Source organism: Microbacterium kyungheense, assembly GCF_006783905.1.
Lineage (GTDB): Bacteria > Actinomycetota > Actinomycetes > Actinomycetales > Microbacteriaceae > Microbacterium > Microbacterium kyungheense.
The window spans coordinates 215227-231223 of sequence record NZ_VFPE01000007.1 but is presented as its reverse complement, the minus strand read 5'-3'; the positions used below and the strand labels follow the sequence as shown (position 1 = coordinate 231223).

The 15997-nt window shown below is 72.0% G+C and carries 10 protein-coding genes; 5 read left to right on the top strand and 5 right to left on the bottom strand.

What is annotated here, in order from left to right; genetic code table 11:
- Together FB391_RS18385 and FB391_RS18380 are read right to left on the bottom strand one after the other, a co-directional pair.
- On the bottom strand, window positions 1-1224 hold a 1224-nt coding region (locus FB391_RS18385; RefSeq protein WP_141896543.1), incomplete at its 3' end, for a YhgE/Pip domain-containing protein.
- On the bottom strand, window positions 1221-4148 hold the full coding sequence (locus FB391_RS18380; protein WP_141896541.1) for an MMPL family transporter: 2928 nt from the start codon (window positions 4146-4148) through the stop codon (window positions 1221-1223). The genes FB391_RS18380 and FB391_RS18385, both read right to left, overlap by 4 nt.
- A gap of 142 nt (window positions 4149-4290) precedes the next feature.
- Between FB391_RS18380 and FB391_RS18375 the strand changes: the two genes are divergently transcribed.
- Window positions 4291-4929, top strand: a complete 639-nt coding sequence (locus FB391_RS18375) for a TetR/AcrR family transcriptional regulator (protein WP_141896539.1) — start codon at window positions 4291-4293, stop codon at window positions 4927-4929.
- A 3-nt stretch (window positions 4930-4932) separates the two neighbouring features.
- Here the strand turns inward: FB391_RS18375 and FB391_RS18370 are convergent, their stop codons facing one another.
- Window positions 4933-5934 (bottom strand): o-succinylbenzoate synthase, encoded by a 1002-nt coding sequence (locus FB391_RS18370; RefSeq protein WP_246093610.1) that lies wholly within the window; start codon window positions 5932-5934, stop codon window positions 4933-4935.
- Between the two features lie 138 nt (window positions 5935-6072).
- On the opposite strand from FB391_RS18370, the gene FB391_RS18365 reads away from it, so the two are divergent.
- The 4 genes from FB391_RS18365 to metH all read left to right on the top strand — a co-directional run bounded on the left by FB391_RS18365 (window position 6073) and on the right by metH (window position 12058).
- Complete coding sequence (locus tag FB391_RS18365; protein ID WP_141896534.1) at window positions 6073-6408, top strand: PadR family transcriptional regulator; 336 nt, start codon at window positions 6073-6075, stop codon at window positions 6406-6408.
- Between the two features lie 17 nt (window positions 6409-6425).
- Complete coding sequence (locus tag FB391_RS18360) at window positions 6426-7400, top strand: permease prefix domain 1-containing protein (protein ID WP_141896533.1); 975 nt, start codon at window positions 6426-6428, stop codon at window positions 7398-7400.
- Window positions 7401-7503: 103 nt separating this feature from the next.
- Window positions 7504-8304: an LLM class F420-dependent oxidoreductase gene (locus tag FB391_RS18355; RefSeq protein WP_141896531.1), complete on the top strand. Its 801-nt coding sequence runs from the start codon at window positions 7504-7506 to the stop codon at window positions 8302-8304.
- 121 nt (window positions 8305-8425) lie between these two features.
- A complete protein-coding gene (metH, locus tag FB391_RS18350) occupies window positions 8426-12058 on the top strand; it encodes a methionine synthase (protein ID WP_141896529.1) in 3633 nt (1210 codons plus the stop codon).
- A 210-nt stretch (window positions 12059-12268) separates the two neighbouring features.
- Here metH and FB391_RS18345 read toward each other — a convergent pair whose 3' ends face one another.
- Both FB391_RS18345 and FB391_RS18340 read right to left on the bottom strand, forming a co-directional pair.
- On the bottom strand, window positions 12269-15400 hold the full coding sequence (locus FB391_RS18345; protein WP_141896527.1) for an ATP-binding cassette domain-containing protein: 3132 nt from the start codon (window positions 15398-15400) through the stop codon (window positions 12269-12271).
- Window positions 15397-15960: a hypothetical protein gene (locus FB391_RS18340; RefSeq protein WP_246093609.1), complete on the bottom strand. Its 564-nt coding sequence runs from the start codon at window positions 15958-15960 to the stop codon at window positions 15397-15399. The genes FB391_RS18345 and FB391_RS18340 overlap by 4 nt, the downstream gene beginning before the upstream one ends.
- Window positions 15961-15997 lie beyond the last annotated feature (37 nt).

The window sequence follows — 15997 nt, the reverse complement described above, 5'->3', positions numbered from 1 at the left end:
CGACGCGAGCTGGGCCGCGCCGTCGGCGAGTTGCGTGACACCGCTCGAGGCGGAAGTCGCGCCGTTCGCGAGTCCGTCCATGCCGCCGGCGACCTGCTGCAGGTTGCCCGACAGGCCGACGAGCGTGTTGCCGAGGGCGGGGAGCTGGCTCATGCCCTGAAGCCCCTGCGCGATCATGCCCGACTGATCCAGGATGCCGTTGACCGGCGTGAGCAGGGCTTGCGCACGGTCTGCCGCCGCCGCGATGCCGTCGCAGACTTCCTGTGCGTTGGAGCCGGCCTCGCAGGTCTGGGCGAGATCACGCAGCTGCGTCACAGACGCGGCCGCCTGAGCTTTGAGCGCGGGGCTGTTCGCGGCGAGCTGGTTCGCCTGGTCGATCGCGCTCTGCGGGATCTGCGGCCACTGTGCGAGTCCCGAACCGATCTGCTGGATGCCGCCCGCGATCTGCCGCGTGCTTCCGCCGAGCGTCTGCGCGCCGGCAGCCCACTGGCCGAGGCCGGAGGCCGCCGTTCCCGCTCCGTCTGCCCACTGCGTGATGCCCGACGACAGCTGCGCCGCGCCGCCCGAGAGCTGACGCACCCCGTCGGCGAGGCTGACCGCGCCCGACGACGCCTGCGTCGCGCCGTCGGCGAGCTGTGTCGCGCCGTCGGCGGCGGTGCCGAGCTGGTCGCCCAGCGTCGTGAAGCCGAGGAACACGTTCTCGAGGTACACCTGCGACAGCTGCGTGCCCATGCTGGATGCCGCGACCGATGCGACCTGAGCGGTGATGGCGTCGTCGACGATGAGGCTGTCCGGAGGCGTGGTGACCTCGATCGTCGCCTTCTCCGGCGTCTCGCCGGGCTGCGTCGAGGTCGCGGCGGCCGAGAAGTTCTCGGGGATCGTGATGACGGCCGCGTACGTGCCGTCGGCCAGGCCTGCAGCGGCGTCGTCGGCGTTCGAGATCGTCCAGGTGAGGTTGCTGTCGACGTCGTCCGATCCTTCGACGAGGCCCGCGGTCAGCTGGCGGCCGAGCGGCACCATCTGGCCGTCGATCGTGACCGGCTCGTCCTCGTTCACGACGGCGGCGGTGAGCGTGTCGAGCCGCTCGGTCGGGTTGTACAGCGCGGCGACGAGGATGCCGCCGATGACGACGGGCAGCAGCAGCACGCCGACGAGCGTCAGCCACGTGACGGGGCGCCGGGAGCGCGAGCGCTCGATGGCCGTGGTGATCCAGTTGGGGGTCATGCGTTCACCTCTGCGGTGGTGGAGGAGCGGGTGGCGCCCGTCTGCAGCGTCAGCGTGGACAGCGCCGGGCGGTGCGCGTCGGCCAGCAGCGCCAGGGCGGCGCTGTCGGTGCGCGAGGTCAGGAGGAGCGTGAGTGCGGGCGTGCGCTCGGCGGTCGCCCGCGCCGCGAGGGCGGCGGTGGCGTCGCGCAGCAGCGCGGCAGCCTGGTCGCGCTCGGCGCCGTCCAGTGCGTCGACGCCGTCGATCACGACGAGCTCGGCGCGACCCGACAGTGCGCGGCGCAGGCTGTCGACGCGGTCGTCCGCGTCTCCGAGGAGCGCGAGGCCGACATGGCCGCGCACCCAGGCGGCGCGCTCGGGCAGCAGGTGGCCGGCCACGCGCAGGCGTCCGTCGGTGGGGGCGAGGCGTCCGGCCGCGACGAGGGCGAACGCGCGGGTCGCGCGCGGGTCGCCGGTCGCGATGAGCGTGCCGCCGGGCTCGACCCGGAAGGTCGCCCCGTCGAACAGCGCCACCTCGCCCACGGACTTCCCGCCGTCCGCCAGCACGCCGACGTCTTCGCCGACGACCACGGCCGTGGTGCCGGGCTCGGGCCAGTCGGCGAGCGACAGTTCGCGCTCGACGGCCTCGCCCTCGATGTCGAAGTGGGGCAGCACGCGGTCGAGCCAGCGCGGCATCCACCACGCCTTGTCGCCGAGCAGCGCCATCACGGCGGGCACCAGCGTCATGCGCACGAGGAACGCGTCGATCGCGATGCCGGCGGCGAGGCCGAGTGCGATCGGCTTGATCGACGAGTCGCCTTCGGGGACGAACGCGGCGAACACCGCGAACATGATGACGGCGGCGGCGGTCACGACGCGCGCGGATGCGGTGAAGCCCGACCGCACGGCGCCGATCGCGATGTCGCGGGCGCTGCGGGTGGCGTGGGACGAGGCGCCGCGGCGGGCGTGCACGTAGTCCTCGCGCATGCGGCTGACGAGGAACACCTGGTAGTCCATCGCGAGGCCGAACAGCACGCCCATGAGGATGATGGGCATGAAGCTGATGACCGGACCCGTCTTGTCGACGTGCAGCAGGTCTGCGCCCCAGCCCCACTCGAACACGGCCGATACGACGCCGAACGCGGCGAGCACCGACAGCAGGTAGCCGAGCGCGGCGGTGAGCGGCACCCAGATCGAGCGGAACACGATCATCAGGAGGATCAGCGAGAGCCCGACGACGAAGATGCCGAACGGCAGCAGGGCCGCACCGAGCTGGTCGGAGATGTCGATGCCGACGGCGGTGAAGCCGGTGACCAGCAGATCGACGCCGTACTCGTCCTTCAGCTCCGGGGCGAGGTCGCGCAGGGCGCGCACGAGCTCGGCGGTCGCGGGGTCGTCGGGGCCGGTCTCGGGCACGATCTGGATCAGGCCGGTGTCGGCGGTCTCGTTCGGGGTCGCGAGGGCGACCTCCCTGACGCCCGGAACCTTCTCGATCTCGGTCTTGAGGTCGTCCATGAGCCCGAGCGGGTCGGTCGAGGTGACGATCGTCCCCGTCATGATGAGCGGGCCGTTGGCGCCGGCGCCGAAGTGCTCGGCGGTGAGGTCGTAGGCCTGACGCGCCTGGCTGGACTCCGGCTGCTGGCCTGCGTTGGGCAGCGCCAGCGCGAGGCTCGCGGCGGGGATCGCCACCACGCCGAGGGTGATCACGACGGCGAGGGTCGTGATGAGGGGATGCTTCGTCACGAGCATCACCCAGCGGTTGGGCTTCTTGGCGGCCGGGGTGAGGGTCTGCGCCCTCGTCGCCGCGCGGGTGTCGGCGTGCGCGTCGTCCGGGGCGCTGTCGTCCGCGGCCTCGGTGGCGTCGGCCTCCGCCGCCCGACGGCGGCCGGGAAGCGGCATCCCTCGATGCTTCCTGCCGTGGCCCCACCCGGCGACGCGCTCCTTCGCGAACCCGAGCAGCGCCGGCGTGAGGGTGATGGCGACGACGACGGCGATCGCGACGGCGACGGCCGCGGCGATGCCCATCGTGGTGAGGAACGGGATGCCGGCGAAGCCGAGGCCGATGAGCGCGATGAGCACTGTCACCCCGGCGAACACGACGGCCGAGCCGGCCGTGCCTGTGGCGCGCGCGGCGGACTCCTCGGGGTCCTCGCCGGCGCGCACCTGGTCCTGATGTCGGGCGACGATGAACAGCGCGTAGTCGATGCCGACCGCCAGGCCGAGCATGATCGCGAGCATCGGGGTGGTCGACGAGATCGACGCGAACGCCGTGGACACGTAGATGAGGGCGATCGCCAGTCCCACGCCGATGAGCGCCGAGACGAGCGGGAACCAGGCCACGGCGAACGAGCGGAACGTCACGATGAGGACGAAGAGGGCGATGAGCACGCCGACCGCCTCGATGAGCGACAGCGCGGGCACAGACGTCGAGAACAGGTCGCCGCCCATCGCCACCTGCGAACCGGCCGGCAGGGTGTCGCGGAGGTCGGCGGCGACGTCCTCGAGCTGGGACTTGGTCTCGTCCGACACGTCGGTCGACTGGCCGTCGAACTGCAGCCGGACGATGGCGGCGGACTCGTCCTCGGCGACCATGCCGCTGACCATCTCGTCGTAAGGGTCGGTCACGGCGATGACGCCGTCGATGTCTTCGAACTGCGAGACGGCGTCGCCGATGTCGCTCCGGTACGGGGCATCGGCGACGCTGTCGCCGTCGGCTGCGACGACCACCATCTGCGCGCTGGTGCCGCTGGCCTGGGGGAAGCTGCGATCGAGCAGCGCGATGCCCTCCTGCGCCTCGGTGCCGGGGATCGAGAACGAGTTGTCGGTGCCCTTCATGAACACCGCGGCGCCGCCGCCGGCCAGCGCGAGCAGCAGCAGCCACGAGACGAGCACGCGCCACGGGTGACGGTACGACCAGCGGCCGAGCGCATACAGGACAGTCGACACAGCGCATCCTCCGGTTACGGGTGAGAGGTTGAGGTTCGGGAACTGTCGATACAGCGCTGTATCGGATACATGAGTGTATCGTAAGGCGGGTTCGCCGCCCGAACCTGAGTAGTCCGTGTGAGACTGGCGGAGAGGAGAACCGATGACCGACACCCAGACGGCAGACACCGCCGTCACGTCCCCCCGTCGTGAGGCGACCCGGCAGAAGCTGCTGGATGCCGCGGCCCTCGTCTTCGCCGAGGTCGGGGTGGATGCCGCCTCCGTCGAGGCGATCTGCGAGCGGGCCGGCTTCACCCGCGGAGCGTTCTACTCCAACTTCGAGACGAAGGACGAGCTGATGCTCGCCCTCACCGAGCGGGTCGCCGGCGAGAAGATCGACGAGGTCGCCGACCGCGTCGCGGCGTTGCAGGCGCGCGGCGAAGAGCTCGAACCGGGCGATCTGGTGCGCCGGCTCCTCGACGCGGCGTTCGACAAGAAGCAGGGCATCCTGCTCACGAGCGAGATCCGCACGCGCGCCATGCGCGACCCGCGCCTGGCCAAGGCGTACATCGAGTGGCAGGCGAATCTCGTCGAGCGCGTCGGTTCGTTCATCGAGAACCTCGCTCAGACCTACGGCTTCCGCCTGCGCGTGCCCGCGACCGAGTTCGCGGGCCTCATCCTGCAGACGTGGGAAGACACCGCGGCGTTCGCCGTGATGAGCGGCCTCGACCCCGAGGCGACCCACACCCTCGTCAACGAGCGCACCGCGCGCCTCGCGACGGCACTGGTCGACCCGGTCTGATCCTCAGCCCTCGGCGCTCAGCACCGCGTGGCACCGCCGCACACGGTCGAGCCACCACTGCCGAGGCTCGGCGGGCGCCGCGTGCTCGGCCAGCAGCGCCATGTCGGGCGTCACGCGCCCGGCCGCCAGCATCCCGTCCCGAGGGGTGAGCGGTGGCGCCGAGACGTCCGCGGTGAACAGCGACGCCGTTCCGAGCCCGCAGTCGTAGTCGAGCCGGGGGAGGGCGGCGGCCAGCGCCACGCCCATCGACAGCCCCACCGACGTGTCCAGTGCGCTCGACACCACCGCGGGCAGACCCGCCTCGGCCACGATCTGCAGCGCGCGCCGCACCCCGCCCAGCGGCTGCGCCTTGACGACGAGCAGGTCGGCGGCGCCGGCGCGGGCCACGGCGAGGGGGTCGGCGGCCTTGCGCACGCTCTCGTCGGCAGCGATCGGGATGCCCATGTACTTCACGCGGCGCCGCAGCTCGGCGAGCTCCTCGACGCCGGCGCACGGCTGCTCGGCGTACTCGAGATCGAACTCGGCCAGCGCGTGCAGCGCGCGTTCGGCCTCGTCGACGTTCCAGCCGCCGTTGGCGTCGATGCGCACGCGTCCTTCGGGGCCCATGCTCTCGCGGACGGCGCGCACGCGCGCGACGTCGTCGGCCAGGCGCTGTCCGGCCTCGGCGACCTTGACTTTGGCGGTGCGGCATCCGTCGAACCGGGCCAGCACGCCCGGCACCGCGTCGGCGGGCACGGCCGGCACCGTCGCGTTGACGCCGACCGTGCCGCGGACGGGCTCGGGCCGCGGCATCCACGCGTCCTCGATCGCGGCCGCCAGCCAGGTGGACGACTCGACGTCGCCGTACTCGGTGAACGGCGAGAACTCGGCCCACCCCTCGGGGCCCTGGAAGAGCAGCGCCTCGCGCACATCGACCCCGCGGAATCGCGTCGCCAACGGCAGTGCCACGACGTGCGCCGTGTCGAGGATCTCGCCGAGCGGGGGGAGGGGTGCGTCGCTGCTCACCTCCCCATCCTCCGCCTCCACCCGGTGACTTGCCTCAGATGTACGCGCCACGCCGGGCGTGTCGTGCATTTGAGCCAAGTCAGGCCGATAACAATGTGCGCTTGACGATAGTGTGTGTCGCACAGTACAGTGTGAGACATGAGCGAAACCGAGACCCTCGAGACGCACCTGCAGGAGCTCCGGCGCGGCACCGTCGTGCTGGCATGCCTGCGGCTGCTCGAGACGCCCGGGTACGGCTACGGGCTGCTCGAAGAGCTGGGGGAGCGCGGGTTCCCCACCGACGCCAACACCCTGTACCCCCTGCTGCGCCGTCTCGAGAAGCAGGGGTTCCTCACGAGCGAGTGGAACACCGACGAGGCGCGGCCCCGCAAGTTCTACCGCACCAGTGACGCCGGCATCCGGCTCGCCGGCGCACTGACCGACGACTTCCGTGCGATCGCGACCGCGATCGGCGGGCTCGACACCGAACTGTGAACCCCACGGAGAAAGCCATGACCACCACCGACACCCTCACCGACCGCTACATCGACGCCGCGATGCGCACCGTCCCCGAAGCACAGCGGGACGACCTCGCCGCCGAACTGCGCGGGTCGATCGACGACCAGATCGAGGCGCGGATCGCGGACGGCGCCGACCCCGAGTCCGCCGAGCGCGCCGTGCTCACCGACCTCGGCGACCCCGATGTGCTCGCCGCCGGCTACACCGGCCGGCAGCTGCACCTCATCGGTCCGCGCTACTACCTCGACTGGTGGCGCCTGCTCAAGCTGCTGCTGTGGATCGTGCTGCCCTGCGTCGCCTTCGGTGTCGCGCTCGGCCAGGTCCTCAGCGGTGCGACGATCGGCGAGGTCATCGGGTCCGCCGTCGTCGCCGTGCTGACCGCCGCCCTGCACATCGCCTTCTGGGTGACGCTCGTCTTCGTCGTGCTGGAGCGCACCGGCCACGAGACCATGACCTCCGGCCCCTGGACGCCCGAGCGCCTGCCCGAGCCGCGGCAGCGCGGGGCGGGCCTGGGCGACATGATCACCTCCATCGGCTTCCTGCTGGTGATGGCCGGCGTCATCCTGTGGGACCACTTCATCGGCCTCGTGCCGACGCAGCGCGGTCTGCCGTTCCTGGACGACGGACTGTGGCCGTGGTGGATCATGGCGCTGTTCCTCGTGATGGCCATGGAGGCGGTGCTCGCCATCGCGGTCTACGGCGTCGGGCGCTGGACCGTCGCGCTGGCCGTGGCAAACGGCATCCTGAATCTCATCATCGCGGTGCCGGCGCTGTGGCTGCTGGCAGAGGGGCGCCTGATCAACCCGGACTTCTTCCCGTCGATCATCGAGGGCGCCGACGGCGAGACGGTGCAGACGATCATCGTCACGATCGTCGGGTTCGTGATCGTCGGGGTCGCGATCTGGGACACGACGGATGCCGCACTGAAGGCGGCCAGGTCCCGCCGCGCCGCGCACGCCCTCGACTGAGGGCCGCAGCCGGGATGCGGATCCGATCGCGTGATCGGGTCCGCATCTCAGCGCGTGTCCTCAAACGAGGATGCTCCCCTCGGCGCGGCCCTAGTCTTTCCCCATGCCCCTCCTCGACACTCCCGTGCGCTTCGGCGTACAGATCCAGCCCCAGCACACCCCTTACGACGGGATCCGCGACGCCGTCCGCCGGCTCGAAGACCTCGGCGTCGACATCCTGTTCAACTGGGATCACTTCTTCCCGCTGACCGGCGAGCCCGACGGTCTCCACTTCGAGTCCTGGACGATGCTCGGCGCGTGGGCCGAGCAGACCGAACGCGTCGAGTTCGGCGCCCTCGTCAACTGCAACAGCTACCGCAACGCCGACCTGCAGGCCGACATGGCCCGGACGATCGACCACATCTCGGCGAAGGGCGGCGACACCGGTCGCTTCATCTTCGGCACCGGCGCGGGATGGTTCCAGCGCGACTACGACGAGTACGGCTACGAGTTCGGCACGCCCGGCTCGCGGCTCGACGATCTGGCCGCGGGCCTGGAGCGCGTCGAGGCCCGCTGGGCGAAACTCAACCCCGCTCCGACGCGCAAGATCCCGGTGATGATCGGCGGCAAGGGCGAGCAGAAGACGCTGCGCCTCGTCGCCCGCCACGCCGACATCTGGCACAGCTTCGTGCGGCCCGACGAGATCGCGCACAAGGTCGACGTCATCGAGCGCTGGGCCGAGCGCGAGGGGCGCGACACCTCGAACCTCGTCATCTCGAACGAGGTGTACGGACACGGCGTCGAGCACGGCGACGCGCTGTACGACGCGGGCGCGCGCCTCATCACGTTCGGATTCCGCGGCCCCGACTTCGACTTCGAGCTCATCGAGTCGTGGCTGCGCTGGCGCGACTCCAAGAACGCCTGATCCGCAGACAGCCGGCACGGACGGTGGCAGAGCAGTGGATGCCGCACGCCGGGCGCTCCGCGGGTCTGAGCGGCCCGTCATCAACGGCGCCGGCCGGTCACCCCGCGACTAAAATCGCGGGGTGACCGCTGTGACCTCCGCACCCCGCTTCGCCCTCGACATCGACGGGGTGCCGCGCCCCGAGCGTGCGCAGCGGCTGCTGGACGCCGTGCGCGGCCGTGTCGTGATCGCCGACGGCGCCATGGGCACGATGCTGCAGCGGCACGACCTCACGATCGACGGCGACTTCCAGGGGCTCGAGGGCTGCAACGAGATCCTCAACGTCTCGCGCCCGGACGTCGTCGGCGCGATCCACGACGCCTATCTCGAGGTCGGGGTGGATGCCGTCGAGACGAACACGTTCGGCGCCAACTGGTCGAACCTCGGCGACTACGGCATCGAGGACCGCATCGCCGAGCTCGCCGAGAAGGGCGCGCGCATCGCACGCGAGCGCGTCGAGGCGGCCGAGGCCGCTGACGGCCGGGAGCGCTGGGTGCTGGGGTCGATGGGGCCGGGCACGAAGCTCCCGAGCCTCGGCCACACCACCTACGACAACCTGAAGCAGACGTTCGCGCTGCAGGCGGAGGGCCTCATCGACGGCGGCGCCGACGCCTTCCTCGTCGAGACCAGCCAGGACCTGCTGCAGACGAAGGCCGCCATCAACGGCTGTCGTCAGGCGATCGTGAGCCGCGGCATCCGTCTTCCGATCTTCGTCGAGGTGACCGTCGAGACCACCGGCACGATGCTGATGGGCTCCGAGATCGGCGCGGCGCTCACGGCGATCGAGCCGCTCGGCGTCGACGCCATCGGCCTGAACTGCGCCACCGGACCGACCGAGATGAGCGAGCACCTGCGGCATCTCTCCCAGCACGCCACGGTGCCGATCGCCTGCATGCCCAACGCCGGCCTTCCCGTGCTGGGCGCGAACGGCGCCCACTACCCGCTCTCGCCGGCGGAGCTCGCAACGGCGCACGAGCAGTTCGTGCGCGAGTTCGGCCTGGGCCTGATCGGCGGATGCTGCGGCACGACGCCCGAGCACCTCGAGGCGGTCGTCGAGCGCCTGCGTCCGCTGCGCACCGCCGGTGAGCGCCACCCGGCCGTGGAGCCCGGCGTCGCGTCGCTGTACCAGCACGTGTCGTTCCAGCAGGATGCCTCGTACCTCGCGATCGGCGAGCGCACCAACGCGAACGGCTCGAAGGCGTTCCGCGAGGCCATGCTCGAGGGGCGCTGGGACGACTGCGTCGAGATCGCCCGCGACCAGATCCGCGTGGGCGCCCACCTGCTGGACGTGTGCGTCGACTACGTGGGCCGCGACGGCGTCGCCGACATCCGCGAGGTCGTCTCGCGCTTCGCGTCCGCGTCGACCCTGCCGCTCGTCGTGGACTCGACCGAGCCGGCCGTGATCCGCGCCGGACTCGAGCTCATCGGCGGACGCCCGGTCGTCAACTCGGTGAACTACGAGGACGGCGACGGCGCGGCATCCCGATTCGGACGCATCATGCCGCTCGTGAAGGAGCACGGCACCGCTGTCATCGCCCTCACGATCGACGAGCACGGGCAGGCCCGCACCGCCGACGACAAGGTGCGCATCGCGTCGCGTCTGGTCGACGAGCTGACCGGGGAGTGGGGCCTGCGGGTGAGCGACATCATCGTCGACTGCCTGACCTTCCCGATCGCCACTGGGCAGGAGGAGACCCGGCGCGACGCGATCGAGACGATCGAGGCGATCCGCCGCATCACCGCGAAGTACCCGGGCATCAACACGACCCTCGGCGTCTCGAACGTGTCGTTCGGCCTCAACCCGGCCGCGCGCAGCGTGCTGAACTCGGCGTTCCTGCACGAGGCGGTCGAGGCGGGTCTCACGAGCGGCATCATCGACGCCGCCAAGATCGTGCCGCTCGCCTCCATCTCGGACGAGCAGCGCCAGGTCGCCCTCGACCTGGTATGGGACCGGCGCGAGTACGACGCCGACGGCAACGTCACCTACGACCCGCTGGCGCGCATGCTCGATCTGTTCGCGGGCGTCGACACCGCCGCGCTGCGCAACCAGCGCGCCGCCGAGCTCGCCGCGCTGCCGACGGGCGAGCGCCTGCAGCGACGCATCATCGACGGCGAGGGCAAGGGCCTCGAAGCCGACCTCGACGTCGCGCGCGCCGAGGGCATGACGCCCCTCGCGATCATCAACGACCACCTGCTGGAGGGCATGAAGGTCGTGGGAGAGCGGTTCGGCGCGGGCGAGATGCAGCTGCCGTTCGTGCTGCAGTCGGCCGAGGTCATGAAGAACGCCGTGGCGCTGCTCGAGCCTCACATGGAGAAGTCGGATGCCTCGGGCAAGGGCCGCATCGTGCTCGCGACCGTGCGCGGCGACGTCCACGACATCGGCAAGAACCTCGTCGACATCATCCTGACCAACAACGGGTACGACGTCATCAACCTCGGCATCAAGCAGCCGATCGCCGACATCATCGCCGCCGCCGAGGAGCATGACGCCGACGTGATCGGCATGTCAGGGCTGCTCGTGAAGTCGACGGTCGTGATGAAGGAGAACCTCGAAGAGCTGCAGTCCCGCGGGCTCGGCAAGAAGTGGCCGGTCATCCTCGGCGGCGCCGCGCTCACCCGCGCGTACGTCGAGGACGACCTCGCGAGCCTGTTCGACGGCGAGGTGCGCTACGCACGCGACGCGTTCGAGGGCCTCGCCCTCATGGAGCCGCTCGTCAAGATCGCCCGCGGTGCCGACCCGGCATCGGTCGGACTGCCCGAGCTCAAGAAGCGCCGCCATGCGGCCGGCTCCAAGCTCACGCTGACCGAACCCGAGGCCATGCCGGCACGGTCGGACGTGGCATCCGACAACCCGGTGCCCGCGCCGCCCTTCTGGGGCACCCGGATCGTCCGCGGCATCGCGCTGCAGGACTACGCCGCCTTCCTCGACGAGCGTGCGACGTTCATGGGCCAGTGGGGCCTCAAGCCCGGCCGCGGCGAAGACGGGCTCTCGTACGAGCAGCTGGTCGAGGCCGAGGGCCGGCCGCGGTTGCGCTACTGGCTCGACCGCATCCTCGCCGAGGGCATGCTCGACGCATCCGTCGCGTACGGCTACTTCCCGGTCGTGTCGGAGGGTGATGACCTCGTCGTCCTGCACCACGCCGACGACCCGGCCGGCGTGCTGGGCGTGCCCGGCCTGCTCGCCCCCGACGGCGGCAGCGGCGGCCCCGTCGGCACCGACCGGCTGCGCTTCCACTTCCCGCGCCAGCGCCGCGACCGTCACCTGAACCTGGCGGACTTCGCACGCTCCCGCGCGTCGGGTGAGGTCGACGTGCTGCCGGTGCAGCTGGTGACGGCGGGCGCTGCCATCGACGCCGTGACGGCGAAGCTCTTCGCCGAAGACAAGTACCGCGACTACTACGAGCTCAACGGCCTCGTGATGCAGCTGACCGAGGCGCTCGCCGAGTTCTGGCACGCCCGCATCCGCTCCGAGCTGGGCTTCGCGGCCGAGGACCCGACCGACACCGCGGGCCTGTTCAAGCTGGAGTACCGCGGCGCCCGCTTCTCGCTGGGCTACCCGGCGTGCCCCGACATGGAGGACCGCCGCAAGGTCGTCGAGCTGCTGCGTCCCGAGCGCATGGGCGTCGAGCTCAGCGACGAGCTGCAGCTGCACCCCGAGCAGTCGACCGACGCGTTCGTGTTCCACCACCCCGAGGCGAAGTACTTCTCGGTCTGATCCTCCGGCTCGTGGATGGTGGATGCCGGGGCCCCGGCATCCACCCTTCCCCGGCTGTGCGCGCCGCTGGTGCCCCTCTGTGCGCTGTCGAGATCGGCACGCGCTGCAGCTTCTGCGCCGACCTGGCCTTTCGCGCTGTCGAAACCGTCATGCGCTGTCGCTGTGTTCTGGCGCGCATGCCGATTTCGACAGCGCGGACTGAGCCCGGTCTCAGCGGCGAGCAGGCGCCGTCGCCGCGACACGGCGCCCGACGGGCGTGCCCGTCCACGGCGGCTGCTGCAGGGGCTTGGCGCGACGGAGCGCGGCGAGCACCGGACGCCCGACCACGACCAGGCCGATGACCGTGGTGACGGCGCGCAGGGTGTCCCAGCTGAGCGTCGACGTCACCAGCGAGTACAGCAGGAAGCTCGACAGGTTCACGGACAGCGGCGCCGAGCCGTCGTACGAGATGCCGGTGCCGTAGCCCACCGCGAACGGCCAGTACCAGAGGTTCATGATGAGCCCGAAGAGGTACGAGGCGACGACGCCGTAGACGGCGAGCATCGCGATCTCGCCGGCACGCGAGCGCAGCCGGGGGAGGAGGCCCGCGCCCGCCCCCACCCACGCGCAGGCGAACATCTGGAACGGGGTCCACGGGCCGAATGTGCCGGTGACGAGCGTCGACAGGGCGATCGAGGCCATGCCCAGCAGCATGCCGAAGCGCGCGCCGAACGCGCGGCCGGCGAGGATCAGCAGAACGAACACCGCCTCGACCCCGCCCACCCCGGTGCTCGCGATCCGCACGGCCGCGCCGATCGCGGCGAGCGTGCCGAGCAGCGCGAGCATGTGCGCCGACCGGACGGTGCCGTCGAGCGTCGCGATCACCACGAGCACGGCCAGCGGGGCCAGGGCGAGGGCCGCCACCGGCACGGCCGCGTGCGCCTGAGCGGGCACCGCGGTCGCGACGAGGGGCCAGCAGAACGCGCCGAGCGCCACGAGGTTCGCCGCGACGAGGGCCGCGACCGGAAGGAGGGGACGACGGGATGCCGGCGGCCCGGCGGGTCCCGCGGCCGGTCGTTCCGGGGCCCGGACCGTCGAGACTTCAGGAGATCTGGGGGTCGGCGCCGCGGGCGGTGCGGGATTCCGGGCCTCGCGCCGCTGCGGCGTGCGATTCTGCTGAATTCTGTGCGCCGCCGGCGCGGCAGCCAGTGTCCCGGCCCGCATCTGCAGCACGCGGTCGGCGTGTGCGGCGATCTCAGGCTCGTGCGAGGCGACGAGCACCGCGGTGCCGTCGTCGGCGAGCGTCACGAGCGCCGCCCAGACGACGGCGCGGGCGGCGGGATCGAGGCCGCGCGTCGGCTCGTCGACGAGCATCACCCGCGGGGCGGTCGCGAGCTGGATCGCCAGGGCCAGGCAGCGCCGCTCTCCGGCGGAGAGGTCGAGGGGATGCCGCGCCAGCCGCGCGGCGAACTCGGGGCCCTCCGGATCCAGGCCGAGGAAGCCGGCGAACCGTGCCGCGGTGCCGGCCTGTTCCCGCGCGCCCGGGTCGCGCTTCGTCTCGCTCGTTCCTCGCTCGCTCAGCGTCCGGAGCTCGGCTGCTTCGCTCGGCATCGTCTCCGGGGTGCCAGGGTCGCGCTTCGTCTCGCTCGTTCCTCGCTCGCTCAGCGTCCGGAACTCGGCCCCCCGGTCGCTGAGCGAGCGCCAGCGAGACGAAGCGTGGCGCGTCGACCGGTGCCGATCCGCCCGCGCGCACTCGCCCGCGACGGTGTCGTACACGAACAGGTCGTCCGACGCGTCAGGGACGAGGGCCACCCACCCGGCGGCCGCAACGTCCGACCCTCGTTCCGGCAGCGCGAGCGCGCCGAGCAGGCTCGACTTGCCGGCGCCGTTCGGCCCGGTGAGGGCGACGATCTCCCCGGCGCGCAGGTCGAGATGGGCGCCGGACACGGCCACCGTGCCGCGGTGCGTCACGGTGATGCCGCGGGCCCGAAGCACCGGCTCGGCACCCGGGCCGCGAGGGGCCGACGCGACCTCCGCGGCGCCGTCCGCGGCGCCGTCCGCGACGTCGGACGCCGGCACGACCCGGGCCACCCCGTCGTCGATCCGCAGCACCTCGTCGGCGACCGGCGCCAGCGCCCCGACGCGGTGCTCGGCGACGACGACGCACATCCCGGCCTCGTGCGCGAGCGATCCCAGCTGACCGGCGACCCGCACGCGTGCCTCGGCGTCGAGGTCGGCGAGCGGCTCGTCGACGAGCAGCAGGATGGGGTGCTCGACGATCGCGGCGGCGATGGCGACGAGCGTCGCCTCGCCCGCGGAGAGACCTCGCGTCGGCCGGTCGAGCAGGCGTGCGATGCCGACCCGCTCGGCGACCTCGGCGACGCGGGCCCCGACGATCACGCGCGCGACCCCGCGCAGCTCGAGCGCCAGTCCGATCTCGTCGCGCACGCGTTCGGTCGCGAAGGCCTCGCGGGGATGCTGCAGCACCACCCCGACGCGCTGTGCCAGGTCGCGCGGAGGCACCGCCGCGCGGTCGTGTCCGACGACCCGCAGCGTCCCGGCGATCCATCCGCCGTCGGTGTGGGTGTGCAGCCCCGCGATCGCCCGCAGCAGCGTCGACTTGCCGGAACCGGTCGTGCCCGTGACGAGCGTGAGGGTGCCGGCTTCCAGTGTGAAGACCTCGGGCAGGCGGATGCCGGGGGACGAGGCATCCCGCATCGCCGGCGCCGTGCGACTCCCTGAAGGGGTGTCGAGACCCGCGGTTCCGCGTGTCCGGTCCGCTTCGCTCGCCGGATCGAAACCGATCGACACCGCCCGCGCTTCGACGGGTGCGAGGCAGTCGCCGTCGAGGCCGCGGCCGGCGAAGCCGCGCAGCTCGAGGGCGGCGGCGACGTGCCCCGCGCGCTCCAGGGTGCGCTGCAGCAGGGGCAGCAGCAGGCGGACCCCGCCGCGCTCGCCGCGCAGCCGCTGCGCGAAGCGCACCGCGCGGGCGCCGTCGGCGAGCGAGGGCAGCGTCGCCCAGGCGATCGCGAGCGCCCGGGCGATGCCCCGCAGCGGGCCGCGCCGCGACGCGCGGGCGAACACACGGTGCAGGTCGACGAGGGAGTTCAGCACCCCGAACGCGAGGATCGCCAGGGCGATCGGCAGTGCGCCGGCGACGGCCCCCACGAGGCCGTCCGTCGTGACCGGGCCGAGCAGCACGACGTGCGCGAACGGCGGCGCGAGGCGCACCTCGGGGAGGGGGAGCAGGACCGTTCCCGAGCCATCGGCCCCGTGGAACAGGATGCGGTAGACGACCCGGGCCGCCACGAAGCCGGCGGCGAGCACCGCCGCCGCCCGCAGGGGCCCGGGCCGGAGGATCATGACGCGGGCGCCGCCGGTTCGCCGTTGAGGGTGAACAGCAGCTCGACGGCGTCGCCGGGCTCGAGCTGCTGCGTCGCGAGGCCCTCCTGCGCGTAGCCCCACTCGCCGCCCGTGGGCTTGACCCACAGCGACCAGTAGGCGAAGGCGGCCGGCATCGACTCGCACTTCTCGAAGTAGTCCGAACCGTCCTCGGCGGGGATCGCCTCGTCCTCGGCGGGTACGCCGTTGACGCGGCACACGACCTGATCGCCGTACTGGTCGGTGCCCTCGGTCTGCACCTGAGCGGCGGTGAGCGCGTCGGCCGCCCCGATCGTGTCGTCGGCGCTCACGCACCAGGTGCCCGAGACGTCGTCGGCGTCGCCGAGGGCACTCGCGTCGACGACGACGGTCACGCCCTCGTCGCCCTCGCACGCGTCCGGCACCGCGAGGGCGGCATCGGTCGACGCCTGCGCCGACGCGCTCGTCGTCGGATCGGGCGACGGGGTGGAACAGGCGGAGAGGGTGATCAGCAGAGCGGCGGACGCCGCGGCCACGGCCAGGGTGCGAAGAGTCGAGGTCACCGATCAAGGGTAGTCGGCGGCATCCCCTGTCCGGTTC

Excerpts from the sequence above, each read along its gene's own strand:
- FB391_RS18375 (WP_141896539.1), top strand. The coding sequence starts at position 4,291 with ATGACCGACACCCAGACGGCAGACACCGCCGTCACGTCCCCCCGTCGT.
- FB391_RS18365 (WP_141896534.1), top strand. The coding sequence starts at position 6,073 with ATGAGCGAAACCGAGACCCTCGAGACGCACCTGCAGGAGCTCCGGCGC.
- FB391_RS18360 (WP_141896533.1), top strand. The coding sequence starts at position 6,426 with ATGACCACCACCGACACCCTCACCGACCGCTACATCGACGCCGCGATG.
- FB391_RS18355 (WP_141896531.1), top strand. The coding sequence starts at position 7,504 with ATGCCCCTCCTCGACACTCCCGTGCGCTTCGGCGTACAGATCCAGCCC.
- FB391_RS18345 (WP_141896527.1), bottom strand. The coding sequence starts at position 15,400 with ATGATCCTCCGGCCCGGGCCCCTGCGGGCGGCGGCGGTGCTCGCCGCC.